The following is an 18,095-nucleotide window of genomic DNA, read 5'->3' on the forward strand; positions in this document are numbered from 1 at the left end:
ATCATTCAGTCGCGGCCGTGGCAAACAGGGGATTTTTGAAATATCGATCCGCGATGCGGATGACTGTTGCCGGGTGCTTTAGCAGCAACATGGCGATGCCGCAAGTCGAGGGGAGGGCCGCTTATTTGTAGCGGCGGGCCTCGTCCTTCAGGCTGCGCCGGGTGAGCGTCAGGCCGCCAATGCCGAGGCCGATGAAGGCCGCGGCCGAAAGGACGATGAGCAGGAGGTGAGGGCCGGCTTTCGCCGTTGCCGCCACCTGCGGAATGGCGGAAGTATGCAGGGTATCGACCGCCTGCGTGGCGGCATTGGCCGAGGTTGCGATGCCGGCGGCCATGGTGACGATGACAAGAAAAGCCGCAACGGCCATCCAGAGGGAAAACAGCGTTCTCTGCGCCCTTAACCTTTCAACGGAAGTCCGATCATTGGTAAACATGGCTGTCGCCTCTTGTCCCTGTTCTTAAAGGATAAAAGAGGCTTCGAAATGGACGGCTTGGAGACCGAATTCTGGCGTTCCGCGGCATTTATTGCGGCAATATTGTGGCAAAGCCTGATATGGCCCCCGTTTGGCCGGATATGGCCTCAGAGGCCGCGTTTTCCGAAGGTTCGGGTCTGGCGCAAAGGGTGCGGATCGGCGGGGCGTTCTTCCCGGAAAAATGCCGGTGGCGCAGGGCCTCTCTCCGCCCTCGATGGAGCGAAATATTCGCTGCCGAGTTCCGGAAAACGTGTGTCGAAACTGGTCGGGGCAAGTTCGGGTTTTGCCAGCACGTAGCCCTGCATCAGCAGGACGCCGAGTTCCTCGCACAGGTCGACCTGCCACGCGGCTTCCAGCCCTTCGAAGACCGGCTCTATGCCGTCGGCGCGAAACTGGCTGACAATGACGCGCAGAAGGGCGGCGCCCGCCGAATTCTGCATGAAATCGCGCACCCAGCCGGCTTCGAATTTCACATAGTCCGGCTTGATGAGCTTCACCCGGTCGATGTCGGAATCGCCGGCGCCATAGTCATCGAGCGCCACGCGAAAGCCGATATCGTGCATGTGGTAGGCGAAGTCGGCTACCATCTGCGTGTCGGAGGCTTTTTTCTCGGAGATTTCGCAGACGATGCGGTCCGCCGTCATGCCGGCCTCGTGGGCGGCGAGACGCATGCGCTCCACTTCCTGGCGCATCTTGGCCGGGGTCTGGAACAGGCCCGGATGGAAGTTGACGAAGATGCGGGCGCGGGACCGGTTGAGCCTGCCGGTGTTGAGAATGTGGATCGTGCGCAGGATGCTGTCGATATTTTCGATGTCTTCCGGTGCGACCAGCGAGAAGAACTCACCCGGCGTCACCGGTTCGCCATTGCGATGGGGACGCACCAGACCCTCGAAGGAATCGATGTCGAGCATGCCGCTTGCCGTGCGGCGGAAAATGGGCTGCAGGGCCGATTTCAGGTTGAAGGTGCGATAGGCCGTGGACCATGTGCCATCGACCTCGCGGACAAGACTGGAAAAGATGCTTTTGAGCGCCATTTTTCAACCAGCTATAGAGACACGACCTCTAGGCTCGCGAATATAGCGTATCAAGCGTTACTTCCGGGTTAAGGAAGGCTTAAATTCTTCGCTATAGCACATATGCCGCTTTTGACCTTGAAAGAGCGCCTGTCTTTCGACATACCAGTTGCCGCAGAAAACAGGATTTCCAGCCTCTGCCGATGTCAACCCCAATAGGACCGATTAAAAATGGCCTTCCTTGCCGACATTCTCTCCCGCGTAAAGCCATCCGCCACCATCGCCGTTACCCAGAAAGCCCGTGAACTGAAAGCGAAGGGCCGCGATGTGATCAGCCTTGGCGCCGGCGAGCCGGATTTCGATACGCCCGAAAATATCAAGGAAGCGGCCATCGACGCCATCAAGCGCGGCGAAACGAAATACACGCCGGTTTCGGGCATTCCGGAACTGCGCAAGGCCATTGCCGACAAGTTCAAGCGTGAAAACGGCCTGGACTACAAGCCGGAGCAGACGATTGTCGGCACGGGCGGCAAGCAGATCCTCTTCAACGCCTTCATGGCCACCCTGAATCCGGGCGACGAAGTCGTCATTCCGGCGCCTTACTGGGTCAGCTATCCGGAAATGGTGGCGATCTGCGGCGGCACGCCTGTATTCGTCGACGCCACGCTGGAAGACAATTTCAAGCTGAAGCCGGAAGCGCTGGAAAAGGCGATCACGCCGAAGACCAAGTGGTTCGTGTTCAACTCGCCGTCCAACCCCTCGGGTGCTGCCTATTCTCATGACGAACTGAAGGCGCTGACCGATGTGCTCGTCAAGCACCCGCATGTCTGGGTGCTGACGGACGACATGTATGAGCACCTGACCTATGGCGATTTCAAATTCGTCACGCCGGTCGAAGTCGAGCCTTCGCTCTATGACCGCACGCTGACGATGAACGGCGTCTCCAAGGCCTATGCCATGACCGGCTGGCGTATCGGCTATGCCGCCGGCCCGCTGCCGCTGATCAAGGCCATGGACATGATCCAGGGTCAGCAGACCTCGGGTGCAAGCTCGATCGCACAGTGGGCAGCCGTCGAAGCTCTGAACGGCACGCAGGATTTCATTCCGGCCAACAAGAAAATCTTCGAAGGCCGCCGCGACCTCGTCGTCTCCATGCTCAATCAGGCCAAGGGCATCAATTGCCCGTCACCGGAAGGTGCATTCTACGTTTACCCGTCCTGCGCCGGCCTGATCGGCAAGACCGCGCCTTCGGGCAAGGTCATCGAGACGGATACGGATTTCGTCTCCGAGCTTCTGGAAGCCGAAGGCGTTGCCGTCGTGCAGGGATCGGCATTCGGCCTCGGCCCGAACTTCCGTATTTCCTACGCCACGTCGGAAACGCTCTTGGAAGAGGCCTGCAAGCGCATTCAGCGCTTCTGCGCGGATTGCCGCTGATCGGTTTGTGATCTTGAATGAAGAAGCCCGGCAGCGATGCCGGGCTTTTTTGTTTCGTTGCAGCTTTCCACACACTCGACGTCATCCTCGGGTCAAGCCCGAGGATGACGGAGGAGAGGGTTGACCGCCTTGTCAGATGCCTGGAATTCCGGGGCGATGTCCTTAAAGCCCCAGAAACAGCAGCATGATGAAGGTGGCGAAGAGAATGAAATGCGTCATTCCCTCGATCGCATTGGTTTCGCCGTCATTGAGATTGATGGCGGCGGCGATGAGGGTGATGAAGACCATGACGGTCTGAACCGGGGTCATGGCCATGATGAAGGGCTGGCCGGTATAGAGCGCGATACCTTCCATGACAGGCACGGTCAGGATCACCGTCGACAGCGATGCGCCCATGGCGATATTGACCACCGCCTGCATGCGGTTGCGCAAGGCGGACCTGAGCGCGGTGAGGATTTCCGGCGATGCCGAGATCGTCGCCACCACCACCGCCATCAGCGCCGGCGGCGCGCTGGTGCCCTCGAGGCTTTCGCTCAGGAAGGCCGACATGAATTCCGCCAGCACACCGATCATCACCACGCCGGCGATGATGGTGCCGATGGAGAGTGGCACGCTGCCTTCGTCCTCCTCTTCCGCATGGCCGTCCGATGCCTGGCCGGCCGGATGCGCCTTGCGGGGATGGGCGTAGCTGAAGAAATAGCTGTGCGGGCCGACCTGCATTTTGAGGAAGAGCGCATAAAGCGCGATCATCGCGACGATGGTGAAGGCGGAATAGACATGCCAGCTTTCATTGGGGATGAATTCCGGCACGATCATCGAAATACCCATGGCGGTGAGGATCATCACGCCATAGGTCTTGCCGGAATCGTCATTATAGGGCTGCTCGCCGTGGCGAAGACCGCCGAGAAGTGCTGCGAGACCGAGAATGCCGTTGATGTCGATCATCACGGCGGAATAAATCGTATCACGCACCAGCGTGGGCGAACTGGATTCGCTCATGATGATGGCGAGGATCAGCACCTCCACGGCGACCGCCGACAGCGTCAGGATCATGGTGCCGTAAGGGTCGCCGACCTTGGCGGCGAGGATTTCGGCGTGATGGGCAACCCGCATCGAGACGAGAACGATGAGCCCGATGAGCAAGACCGCGGCGATGAGCGCCGCCGTTTTTCCGGCTTCGAATATTGCATGTTCGGCCAGATAGGCGAGGATTGCCGCCGGTATCGCCAGGAGCAGCATCCGCTCCTGTTTCAGAATAGAACCCGCCATTGATTTCCCTTCCCCAGTCAGGCTTAGGCTGTGACGTATCGTCCCTGAGATCAAGCAGGATTTGCGCTTGAATGCTTTTGGTAGGATAGTGTTGTTGCAGGACATGCTGCTCATGCCGCGGTGTCCCATCGGGTGCAATGCTTGAAACGCGGTTGTGGTTGCCATGTCGCCTACCGAGACAGGAGGACCATGCATGACCAAAGTGGTATATGAAATCGTCGAACATGACGGAGGCTTCGCCTACCGCATGAACGGCGCTTATTCCGAAACATTTCCTACCTATGCCGATGCCGTCGAAGCTGCGCGCATCGTCGCGGCCGAACAGCAGGTTGGGGGCGATGACGAGGAAATCAGCTATCAGGATGAGACCGGCCACTGGCATGAGGAATATAGCCAGGGCGGCGACCGGCCGGAAGCCGAGGTGGTCGACAAGACCTCACAGCCGGCCAGACCGTTTTGACGGGCAGGCTGCGGATTTCCGGAGAAGCTATCCTGCGGTCTTATGATGCCCGTCGGTCTGGATATTGGCTTTCAAGAGGTTGTCCATTCACAGCGGCCCCGAAGGCGCGTGCAGCTTTATCCCCCTCTGCCCTGCCGGGCATCTCCCCCTCAAGGTAGGAGATCGATCTGAGGGAAGGTCTCGCCCATCTCAAGGTTTGAGAAAGAAGCGGCGGGCCGGCGTCTTGCCGATCTCCCCCCTTGAGGGGGAGATGCCCGGCAGGGCAGAGGGGGGTAAAGCCGCGGCACCTCCCGTCCGCTGTGAATGGATAAACTCTAGCGCCGTTTCGGCGGAGCGCCCGGGTCGGTTTCCTTGAGGTGACCCTTGAGACCTTCGACGAGGGCGCTGAATACGGCACGACATCGTGGCGAGGTCTTGAGATTTTCATGCATCGCGACCCAGGTGTGGAGCGGGATGTCGATTTTCGGAAGAACCTGAACAAGCCGGGGATCCTTGCGCGCCAGGCCGATCTGGCAGACGCCGATGCCCGCGCTGGCGCGGATCATGGCAAGCTGGGCGAGATTGCTGTCGGCGCGGATTTCGAAGGAAATTTCCTCAATATCGGGTATGTCCGGATCGAGCGAGCGCATCCGCTGGATGGCGGCCCGGATGAAAGGCGTCTTGCGGTCGAAACCGACCATCCGGTGGTGGTTCAGATCTTCCATGCTCTTCGGGGCGCCGGCTCTTGCCAGATAGTCGCGCGTCGCATGGAATCCCAGACGGAAATTGCCGATGTAACGCATGACGATCGCGTCCTGCAGCGGTTCGGTCATGCGAATGGCGATATCGGCTTCGCGCCTTAAAAGGTCTTCCAGCGTATCGGAAAGCGAAAGCTCTATTTCAAGCCGCGGGTGAACTTCCTGCATGGCCGTGATGATCGGCGGCAGCATTTCCACACCGATGATATCGGATGCGCTGATGCGCACCGTGCCTTCGATCTTGCCGACTTCGCCGGAGGCCGCGCGCATGAGGGCGGCGGTTGTCGCCGCCAGATTTTCCGCATAGGGGCGGAGCGCAAGCGCTGCTTCCGTCGGCATCAGCCCATGCGGCGAACGAATGAACAGCGGAAAGCCGACGGCCTCTTCCAGCGCGCCGATATGGCGTCCCGCCGTCGGCTGGGTGATGCCAAGCTCGCGGGCGGCGGCGGAAAGCGAACCGTCGCTCAGCACGCTGAGGAAGGTGCGATAAAAATCCCAGCTGATGTCACGGCTTCTTGTCATAAGATTTTGTATAGCTGCTCCACTCATTTCGACAATTTCGTATATCTCAGAACGGGACGATACTCCAGCCCACAATAAGGAGTACGACGATGATATATGAAAACAACGCCAATACAGCGGCGAATGACCGGCCGCTGGCCCTGATTCTGGGCGTGAATGGCGGTGTCGGCAGCCAGGTCTCCCAGATGTTGCAGCAGCGCGGCTGGCGGGTGAGGGCGATGACGCGCCAGAAAACCGCTTCCACGGCAACTGGTGATATCGAGTTCGTGACCGGTGACGCCATGAACCGGCAGGACGTTCTGGACGCGGCAAAGGGTGCAGCGTTGATCGTGCATGCCGTCAATCCTCCCGGATATCGCAACTGGGAAAGCCAGGTACTGCCGATGCTCGACAATACCATTGCTGCCGCCGAGGCCTGCGGGGCGAGGATCGTCTTTCCGGGCAGCGTTTATAATTTCGGCCCTGACGCCTTTCCCCTGCTGACGGAAGACAGCCCGCAAAAGCCCTTTACCCGCAAGGGCGCGTTGCGTGTGGAGATGGAGCGACGGCTGAAAATGGTGTCGATGCGCGGCGTGCCGGTGCTGATCGTACGCGCGGGGGATTTCTTTGGGCCGGATGCGAGAAACAACTGGTTTTCGCAGATGCTGGTGAAGCCTGGAAAGCCGGTCCGTGGCGTCCAGAATCCCGCCGCACCCTATGCGGGGCACCAATGGGCCTATCTGCCTGACGTCGCGGAGACCATTGGCCGGCTGCTTGACCGCGCTGGCGAGCTTCCGGCTTTCGCCGTCTATCACATGGAAGGCTTCTGGGATTTCGACGGGCTGCAACTGGTTGAAGCGATCGAGCGCGTTGTCGGTCATCCCGTCAAGAGGCGGCAGCTATCCTGGTCGGGCATCAAATTGGCCGCCCCCTTCGTTCCCCTGTTCCGCGAAGTGCTGGAAATGCAATATCTCTGGCAGATGCCGATCCGGATGAGCAATCGCAAGCTGGTGGATTTCCTCGGGACGGAACCCAGAACACCGATCGACATTGCGGTGGCGACGACACTGGCGAGCCTCGGCTGCCTCGAACAGAGGCCGCAGCATTCGAGCCTTTCTCATCCGGCCGATGCCGGGGGCAGGGTGTGATGGCTGCGGTTGCGAATGGGATGTCGGTTCGGCGTCGCGTGTTTGCCGTGATTTCGGCAAGCGTGCCGGTGCTGATCTTCGCGCAGGTGCTGCTGGCCGGGCTGTCGATCTATTACGATGGATCGCTGCTTTCGCTGCACAAGGGGCTCGGCTTCCTGATCGCCGTTCCGATCCTGTCGCTGGTGGTTCTCGCTTCTCTATATGACGACCTGCGGCCGAACCTTGTCCGCACGCTGGTCCTGCTTGGTCTTTATTGTCTTCAGGTGGCGCTGATGAGCATCGGCCGGGAAACGGGCAATGGCTTTCTGCAGGCGCTGCATGTGCCCAACGCCTTCGTCATGGGCGCGTTTTCCGATTTTGCCGCGCGGCAGGCGCGAAGCCTCCGCTGAAAGAAAACGCCGCACCGCTTTCAGCCGGTGCGGCGTATTTGTTTTATCCTTTATCAGGCAAGCGCCGGATAGTCGGTGTAACCCTCGGCTCCGCCGCCATAGAAGGTTGGCTGGTTCGGTTCGTTGAGCGGCGCGTCGTTTTTCAGGCGGCGCACCAGATCTGGATTGGCGATGAAGGCCTTGCCGAAGGCCACGGCATCGACCTTGCCGCTTTCCACGGCTTCGATGGCGCTCTCACGGTCGTAACCATTATTGGCGATCCACAGGCCCTTGCCGCCGGCATTGCGATAGGCGCCCTTGAAGGCCGCGTAGTCGAAGGGCTTGTCGCCCTGTTTGAAATCACGCGGGCCGCCCGTCGCGCCTTCAACGACATGGATGAAGGCGAGATTGCGCTTGCCGAGTTGTTCGGCCACGTAATTATAAAGCGGCTGCGGATCGGCCTCGAAGATATCGTTGGCAGGTGTAACCGGCGAGAGGCGGATGCCGGTACGGCCTGCGCCGATCTCTTCCGCCACCGCATCGACAACTTCCAGCAGGAAGCGGGCGCGGTTTTCGATCGAGCCGCCATAATCATCCGTGCGCTGGTTGGTGCTGGATTTCAGGAACTGCTCGATCAGGTAGCCATTGGCGGCATGGATTTCGACGCCGTCGAAACCGGCCTCCAGTGCGGCGCGTGCACCGCTGCGATAATCTTCGAGGATGAGGCCGATATCGTCGATGGTGAGCGCGCGGGGCTCGGAGGTTTCGGCAAAGGCGCCGGTGCCGTCATCATTGATGATATAGGTCTTCGACTTGGCGGGAATGGCGGAAGGCGCGACCGGCTGACCGCCATGCGGCTGCAGCGAGGTGTGGGAAATGCGGCCCACATGCCAGATCTGCGCGACGATCTTGCCGCCTGCCGAATGCACGCCATCGGTAACCTGTTTCCAGCCCGCGATCGCTTCCCGCTTGTAGAGGCCGGGAACATCGGCGTAACCCTGACCCTGCTGGGAAATCGGCGTGCCTTCGGTGACGATCAGCCCGGCGGTGGCGCGCTGCTCGTAATAGGTGGCGTTGAGATTGTTGGGAATGGCACCCGGCGAACGGTTGCGGGTGAGGGGGGCCATGACGATACGGTTGGCGAGTGCGATATCGCCGGCCTGTGCCGGTTCGAAAAGACTGGTCATGCGACTTCACTTTCTGGTCGGTTGGCGAAATTGCGCGGGAGACGCGCTGTCTTTCTGTCTGGGTGCCGGAATGAAAACCATGTTTCGGTTTCCGGTCCGACACCCCGAGGCTCAAAGCTTGGGAGGCTCAGAGATTGGCTTGCAGATAATTGCGGAAGGCGTCGATGGTTTCCTCGTTACGTTCGAAAAACACCCATTGCCCGACCTTTTTCGACCTTATCAGGCCAGCTGCCTGCAACACCGCCAGATGCGACGAGACGGTGGATTGCGACAGGCCGCTGATCTGAAACTGGTTGGCGCATACACCCATGCTGAGGGGATGCTCCTGGCAGAAGTGACTTTCCGGAGACTTCAGCCATTCCAGGAATTTCAGCCTTGCGGGGTGCGAAAGGGCTTTGAGGATTTCCTCCGGGTTCATCGGTGTTTCTTCAATATCTGACATGTCCGATATTTATATCGATCGCTATCGATATACAAGTCACGTCTCTGTGAGGATCGAGCGGGCGGGCAGGGATTTCCAAAAAAGAAGGCCGCTGGATATCTCCGCGGCCTGATAAGTTTGAAGGTCAAAACCTCCAGAGGGGAACAGCTGTCGCGTGCCTTGGGCGAGCGTGACAGCCAGCTAAAATATGGGAGCGGCAATAATGCAAAACAAGGTTGCATCATGCGATATTTCGCCAATTTGGAGAAAATTCTTGCGGGTAAAAAAAGAGGGCCGCCGGATGGATCCAGGGCCCTTTAAGTGTGAAGGTCAAAAACCTCCAGAGGGGAACAGCTGATGCGGTGGAACTGGGAGGAAAAGCCACCGTGTGCATCAACTGAGAGCTATTTGGTGTTTTTTTGTGCACGAAACAACTCTTTTTTGTGCAGGTCAGGCATGCAAGCGATGCAGGCCTCGATATTTCCGGTATATTTTATGTGCAATGCTGAAGAGGGGCGCCTTTGCGCCCCTCCTGCTCGTCCATTCATAAGTATTTGAATTTAAAATATTATATCTGGACGTCGATTATTTTAAAGTCAGAAGTTCCAGTTTCGAGCCTTTGCGACGATGAAGTCGCGGAAGGCTTTCAGCTTTGCAGCGTTTTTCATCTCGTCCGGATAGCAGAAATAGGTATCGAAGGACGGAATGTCTGCGGCGAGCGATAGCTGGATAAGGCCCGGATCGCGGCCGACGATATAATCCGGCAGGCAGGCAATACCTATTCCCAGCAGGCAGGCGCGCTTGATCGAGGTCTGGCTGTTGATCTGCAGATGCGGCGTACGCGTATTGTCGGAAGATCGTCCGGCATTTTCCAGCCAGTTGACATCAAGCAGATAGTTGGGCGCGGGTTCACCGAAGGAGATGATGCGGTGATTGTCGAGATCCTCGACCGACTGCGGCTCACCATGGCGGTTGATATAGGACGGCGCGGCATAGACATGCATATGCACCGTGAACAGCTTGCGCTGGATGAGGTCCGACTGCTGCGGCTGGCGAAGGCGGATGGCGCAATCGGCATGGCGCATGTTCACGTCCAGTTCCTCATTGTCGAGGATGAGCTGGATCGACATTTCCGGATAGAGCTGCAGAAACTCCTGCACCTTGTCCGTCAGCCACCCCTGGCCGAGGCCAACCGTCGTCGTCACGCGCAGCTTGCCGCTTGGCTTCTCCGTCGTTTCGGTGAGCTGCATCTTGACGGTTTCGAGCTTCAGCAGCACGTCATGGGCGGTGCGATAAAGCAGCTCGCCCTGTTCGGTGAGGATCAGGCCCCGGGCATGGCGATGAAACAGCTTGACGCCGACATCCTGCTCCAGCGCGCTGACCTGACGGCTGATGGCCGACTGGGACAAATGCAGCTTGTCGGCAGCATGGGTGAAAGACCCCGCTTCGGCTGCGGCATGAAAAATGCGCAGTTTATCCCAGTCCAATGGCATTGCCATGCCTATCCTGCCTTTCGGTTATTCCGCTGCGACAGCAAGCGGTTGATGCGCGGTGAGATAACGTTCCGCTTCCAGCGCCGCCATGCAGCCCATGCCGGCGGCGGTGATTGCCTGACGGTAGATATCGTCGGTGACGTCGCCGGCGGCGAAAATGCCTTCCACGTCGGTGGCGGTGGAATCGGGAGCGGTCCACATATAGCCGTTATCCTTCAGCTTCACCTTGCCCTTGAACAGCTCGACCGCCGGGGCGTGGCCGATGGCGACAAAGACGCCATCGATCGGCATGTCGCTGATCGCGCCGGTCTTGGTGTCACGCAGCTTCACGCCGGAAACGGAAGGCGGCATCGGCGGCTTTGCCGGCGCGCCGGTGATTTCGGCGACTTCGGTGTTCCAGAGGATCTTGACGTTTTCCTTGGCGAACAACCGTTCCTGCAGGATTTTTTCCGAACGGAAGCTGTCGCGGCGGTGCACGACGGTGACCGACCTGGCGATATGGGCGAGATAAAGCGCCTCTTCCACGGCGGAGTTGCCGCCGCCGACCACGATCACATCCTTGTTGCGATAGAAGAAACCGTCGCAGGTGGCGCAGGCGGAAACGCCGAAGCCCTGGAAATGCTGCTCGCTCTCGATGCCTAGCCACTTGGCCTTGGCGCCGGTGGCAATGATCAGCGTGTCGGCGGTCCAGACCTGACCGGAATCGGTCCTGACCACGAAAGGCCGCACATTGGTTTCAACTTCGGTGACGAGATCGCTGACGATTTCCGCGCCCACATGGGTTGCCTGCTTCAGCATCTGGTCCATCAGCCAAGGGCCCTGGATCGGATCGGCGAAGCCCGGATAGTTTTCGACATCGGTGGTGATCATCAGCTGGCCGCCCTGTTCCATGCCGGCGATCAGCACGGGTTTCAGCATTGCGCGGGCCGCGTAGATCGCCGCGGTATAACCGGCGGGACCGGAGCCGATGATCAATACCTTCGTGTGGCGGGCAGACATGGAAACGTTCCTTTCAATAACGGGGTCTTTCAGTAGCGGTGCCTTTCGGCACCAGCGTCTTCCAGCCGCATCACGGCGGACAGGCCGCAACCCCTTCGTTGCCCGGTATTTAAGGTTGTCTAGTGTCTTTATTCAAGGGCAGCCTTGCGTTACCAACAAGGCAGTTGTGGATGCGCGCGCAATTTTGTGACCGGGCGGTGGCATAATGTTGCGAATCCCGTGCCGAATAGTACAAGGAAGTTCTCCAGCTTAACGAGGTACTTCTCCGTGACCAGCGTCGAACTCGATGCCATCGATCTGAAAATCCTGCGCGAATTGCAGCGCGACGGGCGCATGACCAATGTGGAGCTGGCCGAAAGGGTCGGGATTTCCGCGCCGCCATGCCTCCGGCGTGTCCGCAAGCTGGAAGAAGCTGGCGTGATCGAGGGTTATCACGCCATGTTGAACGCACCGAAGCTCGGTTTCGATCTCGTCGCCTTCTGCATGGTCGGTTTGAAGCGGCAGTCCGACAGCAATCTGAAGGCCTTTGCCGCAGCGACGTCCGGCTGGTCGCTGGTGCGTCAGGCCTGGATGGTATCGGGCGAAAGCGATTTCCTGCTGCATTGCGTGGCGAAAAACCTGACGGAGTTTCAGGATTTCGTCATCGAAGTTCTGACGGCGGATGAGAATGTCGATACGGTGCGCACCATGCTCACCATCCGTCAGGTCAAGCGCGTCGGCCTGGTGGAAATCTGAACGGCAGGCTTTGCGGTTGCTAAGGCGGATCACCCCCGCCGCAACGCATCATAAACAGCGCCGAGACTCGTGGCCTCTTTTTCGAGCGGGAAGGTGGTGCGCACATGCGCAAGTCCGGCACGGGCATGGTTTAACGCCAGAGCCGGATCGGCCAGATAGGTCTTTATCGCATCCCTGAGCGATTCATAGTCACCCGCTTCAACGAGCGCGCCCGTCTCACCCTTGATGATCATTTCCTCATAGGCGCCGGCAGTGCTGGCGACGACCGCGGTTTCCGACGCCATGGCCTCGAGCGGCGTCAATCCGAAACCTTCATTGCGGGATGGGGCGACATAGAGCGTCAGCCGCCGGTACCACGGCTTGATGTCGTTCACCTCGCCCTGAAACACGATTCGGTCCGAAAGGCCGGCGGCCTTGACGTCGGCCTCGAGTGCTTCGGCAAAAGCCTTGTGTTCCGCCGTAACCCGGCCGGAAACCACGGCTGTCCATTGCGGATGGGCGGGCAAAAGCTCGATCATAGCGCGCACGAAGAGGTCGGTGCCCTTCTGGTGTCGCACCCGTCCAAAGCAGCCGATCAGATATTGGCCCGGCAGACCGGTTGCGGCGATGGTGTCCTCGGGTCCGGTGGCCGGATGAAACAGGTCGGTATCGACGCCATGCATGACAACGCGATGGGGTACTTCCAGAAACGAGCCGGAGCGGGTGCTGGTCGCAACCACCGCATCCATTTTCGAAATCAGGAAGCGGGTATAGGTGGAATGCCGCCTCTGCGCGGCCGAGGTGAAGAGCAGTTTCACCTTCATGCGCAGCACGTCGCGGAGGAGAAGACCCGGCAACATTTCGAGGTTGCGGCGGGCATGCCAGATGCGCGGGCCGCCCTGCGGGCCGTTTTGCCAGAGCCGCCACAGATGGCGAAAGCGCACATGCGGCAGATGCGGCGGCAGGCCCGGGCCGATGACGGCCACCTTCTGTCCCAGCCGGTTCTGCACCGGAATAAGCTGAACGATGGTGGAGGTGACGCCGGAGAGCCTGCGTTTGAAGTTCGGCGCAAGCACCTGCACATCTTTCAGACTGACGTGGGACAAGATGGGCTTCCGTCTTTGCGGCTAATTTGGGGGGCAATACGTCAAGAAGCAATGCGCCCGCGTGGGGCGCATTGCGCGTTGGGGCTTATCAGCCCCACTGAACCGCGAGAATCTCGTAGCCCTTGGCGCCGCCGGGCGCATTGACTTCGATGCTGTCGCCGACTTCCTTGCCGATAAGGGCGCGGGCAATGGGCGAGGAGATGGAAATGCGGCCGGCCTTCACATCGGCTTCCTGGTCACCGACGATCTGATAGGTCTTTTCCTCGTCGCTGTCTTCGTCGACCAGCTTGACGGTGGCGCCGAACTTGATCTTCGAGCCCGACATCTTGGAAAGATCGATGACTTCGGCGCGCGCGGTCAGGTCTTCGAGTTCGGTGATGCGGCCTTCATTGTGGCTCTGGGCTTCCTTGGCAGCATGGTACTCGGCGTTTTCCGAAAGGTCGCCATGGGCGCGCGCTTCGGCAATCGCCTCGATGATACGGGGGCGTTCCTCCTGCTGGCGCCAGCGCAGCTCCTCCTGCAGCTTGACGAATCCACCCTGAGTCATCGGTACTTTTTCTACCATTTTTTTATCCTTCGCATTCCGGTCGCTTTACTTGCAGACACAAAAAGAAACAGGTTCCGGAGGGGAACTCCGGAACCATGCCAAAATCATAACTGAGCCGACTATATCAGAAGACGACAGTGAAATGCCAGCAAATTTGAGGAAGGCATATTCCCGCGTCTATTCAGAGACTTAAGCAATATGATTGACATTTTTCAATGGAACATATAGTGAACATAATTATGAAGAAGTCAATCAGGCAACGGCTGGCCATTCTCTCCGACGCGGCGAAATACGACGCCTCCTGCGCATCGAGCGGCACGACAAAACGCAACTCCGCAGCGTCAGGCGGTCTGGGTTCCACGGAAGGGTCGGGCATCTGCCATGCCTATGCGCCGGACGGGCGCTGTATTTCGCTGTTGAAAATCCTGCTCACCAATTTCTGTATCTATGATTGCGCCTATTGCATCAACCGCTCCTCCAGCAATGTCGAGCGGGCGCGGTTCACGCCGGAAGAGGTGGTTTGGCTGACGCTGGAATTTTACCGGCGCAACTATATCGAGGGGCTGTTCCTGTCCTCCGGCATCATCCGCTCCTCCGATCATACGATGGAAGAGATGGTGCGCGTGGCGCGGGAGTTGCGCGTTACCCATGGTTTTCGCGGTTATATCCACCTGAAATCCATTCCCGAAGCATCGCCCAGGCTTATCGAGGAGGCGGGGCTTTACGCGGATCGCCTTTCGATCAATATCGAATTGCCAACCGATAGCGGCATTGGTCGCTTTGCGCCGGAAAAGCAGCCCGCCAATATTCGCCGTTCCATGGCCGATATCCGTTTGAAGATCGAGGAGGCGGGGGAGCCGACCGTCAGGACAAGAAAGACCAGACGCTTTGCGCCGGCCGGCCAGAGCACGCAGATGATCGTTGGCGCCGACGGCGCTGACGATAGCACCATTCTCTCCACCAGCGCCCGGCTTTATGGCAGTTACGGTTTGCGGCGCGTCTATTATTCGGCCTTCAGCCCCATTCCTGATTCGTCGAAGAACCTGCCGCTCATCAAGCCGCCGCTGATGCGGGAACACAGGCTTTACCAGGCGGACTGGCTTTATCGCTTTTACGGTTTCGACATTGGCGAGATAACCGCGATCGGCGGCGACGGCATGCTCGATCTCGATATCGACCCGAAGCTCGCCTGGGCGCTGAAACATCGCGAGCGTTTCCCGGTGGACGTCAATGCGGCGGATCGGGAAATGCTGTTGCGCGTGCCCGGTTTCGGCACCAAGACGGTGGCCTCTGTTCTATCGTCGCGGCGGTTCCGGCGGCTGCGGCTGGAGGATATTGCCCGTTTTGGTGTGTCCCTTAAAAAGGTGAAGGCTTTCATCGTCGCCGAGGGCTGGACGCCGGGCAAGCTGACCGAACGGCCGGATCTGCGGGCGATGTTTGCACCGCAGCCCGAACAATTGTCGCTGTTGTGATGTATGGCCCGGTGCTGGAAGGGCGGGGCGATTTCGGCGAGTGGCGCGATGCCGCGCGCGCGGCCCTTGCGGCCGATATTCGGCCGGAGATGATTGACTGGCGGTCGCGGGATGACGGGGCAGGGCTGCTGGATTTCGCCGGTGCGCCGTTGCCGAGGGTCGATGCAAGCAATGGGCAGATTTCCGTTCCGGCCTCGTTCGTGGTGCTGGCGCAGGCCATCATCTGCCACAGCGATCCCGGCCGTTTTGCATTGCTTTATCGGTTGCTGTGGCGGCTGAAGCGGGACCGCGCCCTGCTGCAGTTCAAGTCCGATCCGGATGTTGCGGAGGCCCGCCTGCTCGAGAAGTCGGTGCGCCGCGACTGTCACAAGATGACGGCCTTCGTCCGTTTCAAGGAATTGCCGCTGCCGCAGGGGCAGGGCGGCCGACGGCGGTTCGTGGCATGGTTCGAGCCGGATCATTTCATCGTCGAGCGCACAGCAGCGTTTTTCCAGCGGCGGTTTACCGATATGGACTGGCTGATCGCCACGCCCAAAGGGTCTGCCCGATGGGATGGAAGCGAGCTGCAGACGTCACGCGAGGCGGCGGCGAAGCCTGATCTGACGGATGAGACAGATGAACTCTGGCGGACCTATTACGCCAATATATTCAATCCGGCCCGCCTCAAGGTCAAAGCCATGACGGCCGAGATGCCGAAGAAATACTGGAAGAACCTGCCGGAAGCCGATCTCATTCCCGATCTCATTCTCGGCGCGGAGGCGCGGGTCTTGGAAATGGCCGCGAGGGCGGCAAGCCAGCCGCAACCCTTTCACCATCGTCTGCAGGCGGCGGCCGCTGCCCGGGAGATGCCGCAACCGGCGGCGGACGGCACGCTCGCATCGCTGGCGCGGCAGGCTGGCCATTGCACCCGCTGTTCCTTGCATTGCAGCGCCACGCAGACGGTTTTCGGTTCCGGGCCGGAAGATGCGGATGTCATGATCGTCGGTGAGCAGCCGGGTGATCACGAGGATCTCGCCGGAAAGCCTTTTGTCGGTCCGGCCGGCCAGCTTTTCGACCGGACTCTTGCCGACATCGGTATCGAACGCAAAAGACTTTACGTCACCAATGCGGTCAAGCATTTCAAATATGAAACCCGCGGCAAACGACGCATTCATCAGCGGCCGAATGCAGGCGAGGTGGAGCAATGCCGCTGGTGGCTCAATCAGGAAATCGCGCTTGTTCAGCCGAAACTGATCGTTGCCATGGGCGCAACTGCACTTTATGCGCTGACCGGCGAGAAGGGTAAGCTCTCGGAGGTCAGGGGTCGTCCCATACCGATGGAGGAGGGCCGAACGCTTTTTGTGACCGTGCACCCCTCCTATCTCCTGCGCCTTGCCGATGAGCGGGTGAAAGAGGCGGAAGTGATGCGGTTCGTTGAGGATATGAAGTTTATTAGAATATTCGAATAGATTTCGATGTGTGTATCGGAGATTTATTGAGAAATTTGAATCATAACTTGCAGTAGTATCGTTTAACGATTGGTTTTCCGTTATTTTTATTGAAATTTTATACTTGCTATTATAATTGTTGTCTCCAAATTTATTGACCGTATGGACAAATCATGTTGGGCGAACTCGACCTCGCGACAGTCATACTGATGCAAAAGTGTTCTTACATCGTTGGGCTTTTGAGTTTCATCTACCTGAAAATGACCAATCGCGGCCTGCGGGGTCCCGTCCCGCTTGCCGCGGGTTTTGCGTCGATGACGATCGGCTCCACGCTTGCCGGTTACGGGGAATGGGGAATAGTGTCGTCGGCCTTATGGCAGCTCGGCAGTGTTGTTTTCGGTATAGTGGGTTATGGGTTGATCTGGCTCGGCTTGAAGACGTTGAGCGATGGACGCTCCGTCGGCCGGCGAACCATATCCCTCGTCTGTCTTATTGCCATGCTGGCGATGGTTGTCGCGCTACAGGTGGCAGACAATAACGCGTTTCGCGCGGCGCTCTTCAATGGCTGCGCGGCGCTGGCCTATCTCGCCGGAGCGTCGGTGCTTTTCACCGGATGGCGCAGGGAGCCGCTGCTTTCGCGTCTGGCGCTGGGTGCGATTACCGGCGTCTCCGGTCTCATTTCGCTGTCGGTGATGAAAAGCGTGCTTTTCCCGGATTACGCCACCATCAATCTGGTCAACGCGTTTTTCTTCATCATCATGCTGAACTTCGCTATCGCCCTGTTTGTGATGATGTTCGTGGCTGAGCGGTCGGAGCGGAAATTGCTGGTTCTTGCAAATACCGATCCGCTGACCGGGGTGAAGAACCGGCGGTTCTTCTTCCAGACCATGCCTGCGACGCCCGATCCCGCCGATGCGGCCATGTTGCTGGATATCGATCACTTCAAGTCGATCAACGATCGTTTCGGTCACGCCGTCGGCGATAGCGTGCTGCAGGAAGTAGCGAAGCGCATCGGTGGCAGTATCCGCGGCGGGGATGTGCTGGCGCGTTACGGTGGTGAGGAATTCATCATTTACCTGCCGGGCGCCGGGGCTCGCAAGGCCTGCATGATCGGCGAACGCATTCGCGATGCGGTCGCTGTTACGGAGGTGGATTGCGGCGGTCTGCGTGTCGGTGTGACCATCAGTATCGGCGTTGCCGCGAGCGGTGATGTCGGCTGCGATCTTCTGATGCTTGCAGAAATGGCGGATCGTGCGCTTTACCGGGCAAAGACAGAAGGGCGCAATTGCGTTCGCGAGGCGCTGGCCGCCTAGGCGCGGCAAAAGCC

18 protein-coding genes are annotated in these 18,095 nt (G+C 59.1%); 8 read left to right on the top strand and 10 right to left on the bottom strand.

Features of this window, described 5'->3' with window-relative positions; genetic code table 11:
* Positions 1-121: 121 nt before the first annotated feature.
* Together ACIQUH_RS06265 and ACIQUH_RS06270 are read right to left on the bottom strand one after the other, a co-directional pair.
* The gene (locus tag ACIQUH_RS06265) at positions 122-433 is read right to left on the bottom strand and encodes a hypothetical protein (protein WP_400813204.1); all 312 of its coding nucleotides are present in this window, start codon (positions 431-433) and stop codon (positions 122-124) included.
* A 146-nt stretch (positions 434-579) separates the two neighbouring features.
* Positions 580-1,506 (bottom strand): EAL domain-containing protein, encoded by a 927-nt coding sequence (locus ACIQUH_RS06270; RefSeq protein ID WP_400813206.1) that lies wholly within the window; start codon positions 1,504-1,506, stop codon positions 580-582.
* A gap of 210 nt (positions 1,507-1,716) precedes the next feature.
* Here ACIQUH_RS06270 and ACIQUH_RS06275 point away from each other — a divergent pair, with 210 nt between their 5' ends.
* Positions 1,717-2,919, top strand: coding sequence for a pyridoxal phosphate-dependent aminotransferase (locus tag ACIQUH_RS06275; RefSeq protein ID WP_400813207.1), 1,203 nt, complete (start codon positions 1,717-1,719; stop codon positions 2,917-2,919).
* Positions 2,920-3,081: 162 nt separating this feature from the next.
* Here the strand turns inward: ACIQUH_RS06275 and ACIQUH_RS06280 are convergent, their stop codons facing one another.
* Positions 3,082-4,188: a calcium:proton antiporter gene (locus ACIQUH_RS06280; RefSeq protein ID WP_400813209.1), complete on the bottom strand. Its 1,107-nt coding sequence runs from the start codon at positions 4,186-4,188 to the stop codon at positions 3,082-3,084.
* Between the two features lie 193 nt (positions 4,189-4,381).
* Between ACIQUH_RS06280 and ACIQUH_RS06285 the strand changes: the two genes are divergently transcribed.
* Complete coding sequence (locus tag ACIQUH_RS06285) at positions 4,382-4,648, top strand: DUF2188 domain-containing protein (protein ID WP_400813210.1); 267 nt, start codon at positions 4,382-4,384, stop codon at positions 4,646-4,648.
* 314 nt (positions 4,649-4,962) lie between these two features.
* On the opposite strand, the gene ACIQUH_RS06290 is transcribed toward ACIQUH_RS06285, so the two are convergent.
* Positions 4,963-5,907, bottom strand: coding sequence for a LysR family transcriptional regulator (locus tag ACIQUH_RS06290; protein ID WP_400813212.1), 945 nt, complete (start codon positions 5,905-5,907; stop codon positions 4,963-4,965).
* An 89-nt stretch (positions 5,908-5,996) separates the two neighbouring features.
* On the opposite strand from ACIQUH_RS06290, the gene ACIQUH_RS06295 reads away from it, so the two are divergent.
* Both ACIQUH_RS06295 and ACIQUH_RS06300 read left to right on the top strand, forming a co-directional pair.
* Positions 5,997-7,034: an NAD-dependent epimerase/dehydratase family protein gene (locus ACIQUH_RS06295; protein ID WP_400813214.1), complete on the top strand. Its 1,038-nt coding sequence runs from the start codon at positions 5,997-5,999 to the stop codon at positions 7,032-7,034.
* Positions 7,034-7,423, top strand: coding sequence for a DUF6220 domain-containing protein (locus ACIQUH_RS06300; protein ID WP_400813215.1), 390 nt, complete (start codon positions 7,034-7,036; stop codon positions 7,421-7,423). The genes ACIQUH_RS06295 and ACIQUH_RS06300 overlap by 1 nt, the downstream gene beginning before the upstream one ends.
* A 53-nt stretch (positions 7,424-7,476) precedes the next feature.
* On the opposite strand, the gene ACIQUH_RS06305 is transcribed toward ACIQUH_RS06300, so the two are convergent.
* From ACIQUH_RS06305 to trxB, 4 genes are all read right to left on the bottom strand, one after another.
* Positions 7,477-8,589 (bottom strand): alkene reductase, encoded by a 1,113-nt coding sequence (locus ACIQUH_RS06305; RefSeq protein ID WP_400813217.1) that lies wholly within the window; start codon positions 8,587-8,589, stop codon positions 7,477-7,479.
* A gap of 127 nt (positions 8,590-8,716) precedes the next feature.
* Entirely contained in the window at positions 8,717-9,007 is a 291-nt protein-coding gene (locus ACIQUH_RS06310; RefSeq protein WP_003522852.1) for a helix-turn-helix transcriptional regulator, read from the bottom strand.
* 599 nt (positions 9,008-9,606) lie between these two features.
* Complete coding sequence (locus tag ACIQUH_RS06315; RefSeq protein WP_034498849.1) at positions 9,607-10,503, bottom strand: LysR family transcriptional regulator VtlR; 897 nt, start codon at positions 10,501-10,503, stop codon at positions 9,607-9,609.
* Positions 10,504-10,527: 24 nt separating this feature from the next.
* Complete coding sequence (trxB, locus tag ACIQUH_RS06320) at positions 10,528-11,502, bottom strand: thioredoxin-disulfide reductase (RefSeq protein ID WP_400813218.1); 975 nt, start codon at positions 11,500-11,502, stop codon at positions 10,528-10,530.
* 267 nt (positions 11,503-11,769) lie between these two features.
* Here trxB and ACIQUH_RS06325 point away from each other — a divergent pair, with 267 nt between their 5' ends.
* Positions 11,770-12,237, top strand: coding sequence for an Lrp/AsnC family transcriptional regulator (locus ACIQUH_RS06325; protein ID WP_400813220.1), 468 nt, complete (start codon positions 11,770-11,772; stop codon positions 12,235-12,237).
* Between the two features lie 29 nt (positions 12,238-12,266).
* Here ACIQUH_RS06325 and ACIQUH_RS06330 read toward each other — a convergent pair whose 3' ends face one another.
* Both ACIQUH_RS06330 and greA read right to left on the bottom strand, forming a co-directional pair.
* Positions 12,267-13,322: a glycosyltransferase family 4 protein gene (locus ACIQUH_RS06330; protein WP_400813222.1), complete on the bottom strand. Its 1,056-nt coding sequence runs from the start codon at positions 13,320-13,322 to the stop codon at positions 12,267-12,269.
* 88 nt (positions 13,323-13,410) lie between these two features.
* Complete coding sequence (gene greA / locus ACIQUH_RS06335; RefSeq protein ID WP_003522847.1) at positions 13,411-13,887, bottom strand: transcription elongation factor GreA; 477 nt, start codon at positions 13,885-13,887, stop codon at positions 13,411-13,413.
* Between the two features lie 221 nt (positions 13,888-14,108).
* Here greA and ACIQUH_RS06340 point away from each other — a divergent pair, with 221 nt between their 5' ends.
* The 3 genes from ACIQUH_RS06340 to ACIQUH_RS06350 all read left to right on the top strand — a co-directional run bounded on the left by ACIQUH_RS06340 (position 14,109) and on the right by ACIQUH_RS06350 (position 18,081).
* The gene (locus tag ACIQUH_RS06340; protein WP_400813223.1) at positions 14,109-15,341 is read left to right on the top strand and encodes a putative DNA modification/repair radical SAM protein; all 1,233 of its coding nucleotides are present in this window, start codon (positions 14,109-14,111) and stop codon (positions 15,339-15,341) included.
* Positions 15,341-16,789, top strand: coding sequence for a UdgX family uracil-DNA binding protein (locus tag ACIQUH_RS06345; RefSeq protein WP_400813224.1), 1,449 nt, complete (start codon positions 15,341-15,343; stop codon positions 16,787-16,789). Before ACIQUH_RS06340 ends, ACIQUH_RS06345 begins: the two co-directional genes overlap by 1 nt.
* 152 nt (positions 16,790-16,941) lie before the next feature.
* Positions 16,942-18,081, top strand: coding sequence for a GGDEF domain-containing protein (locus ACIQUH_RS06350; RefSeq protein ID WP_400813226.1), 1,140 nt, complete (start codon positions 16,942-16,944; stop codon positions 18,079-18,081).
* The last annotated feature ends 14 nt before the right edge of the window (positions 18,082-18,095 follow it).

Source organism: Agrobacterium sp. NPDC090283 (assembly GCF_044769685.1).
Lineage (GTDB): Bacteria > Pseudomonadota > Alphaproteobacteria > Rhizobiales > Rhizobiaceae > Agrobacterium.

Bases quoted from the DNA above. Each gene is read 5' to 3' on its own strand.
- ACIQUH_RS06270 (WP_400813206.1), bottom strand. From the start codon at position 1,506: ATGGCGCTCAAAAGCATCTTTTCCAGTCTTGTCCGCGAGGTCGATGGC.
- ACIQUH_RS06315 (WP_034498849.1), bottom strand. From the start codon at position 10,503: ATGCCATTGGACTGGGATAAACTGCGCATTTTTCATGCCGCAGCCGAA.
- ACIQUH_RS06345 (WP_400813224.1), top strand. From the start codon at position 15,341: ATGTATGGCCCGGTGCTGGAAGGGCGGGGCGATTTCGGCGAGTGGCGC.
- ACIQUH_RS06340 (WP_400813223.1), top strand. From the start codon at position 14,109: ATGAAGAAGTCAATCAGGCAACGGCTGGCCATTCTCTCCGACGCGGCG.
- ACIQUH_RS06280 (WP_400813209.1), bottom strand. From the start codon at position 4,188: ATGGCGGGTTCTATTCTGAAACAGGAGCGGATGCTGCTCCTGGCGATA.
- ACIQUH_RS06295 (WP_400813214.1), top strand. From the start codon at position 5,997: ATGATATATGAAAACAACGCCAATACAGCGGCGAATGACCGGCCGCTG.
- ACIQUH_RS06290 (WP_400813212.1), bottom strand. From the start codon at position 5,907: ATGACAAGAAGCCGTGACATCAGCTGGGATTTTTATCGCACCTTCCTC.
- greA (WP_003522847.1), bottom strand. From the start codon at position 13,887: ATGGTAGAAAAAGTACCGATGACTCAGGGTGGATTCGTCAAGCTGCAG.
- ACIQUH_RS06305 (WP_400813217.1), bottom strand. From the start codon at position 8,589: ATGACCAGTCTTTTCGAACCGGCACAGGCCGGCGATATCGCACTCGCC.
- ACIQUH_RS06300 (WP_400813215.1), top strand. From the start codon at position 7,034: ATGGCTGCGGTTGCGAATGGGATGTCGGTTCGGCGTCGCGTGTTTGCC.
- ACIQUH_RS06265 (WP_400813204.1), bottom strand. From the start codon at position 433: ATGTTTACCAATGATCGGACTTCCGTTGAAAGGTTAAGGGCGCAGAGA.
- ACIQUH_RS06350 (WP_400813226.1), top strand. From the start codon at position 16,942: ATGTTGGGCGAACTCGACCTCGCGACAGTCATACTGATGCAAAAGTGT.
- ACIQUH_RS06285 (WP_400813210.1), top strand. From the start codon at position 4,382: ATGACCAAAGTGGTATATGAAATCGTCGAACATGACGGAGGCTTCGCC.
- trxB (WP_400813218.1), bottom strand. From the start codon at position 11,502: ATGTCTGCCCGCCACACGAAGGTATTGATCATCGGCTCCGGTCCCGCC.
- ACIQUH_RS06275 (WP_400813207.1), top strand. From the start codon at position 1,717: ATGGCCTTCCTTGCCGACATTCTCTCCCGCGTAAAGCCATCCGCCACC.
- ACIQUH_RS06310 (WP_003522852.1), bottom strand. From the start codon at position 9,007: ATGAACCCGGAGGAAATCCTCAAAGCCCTTTCGCACCCCGCAAGGCTG.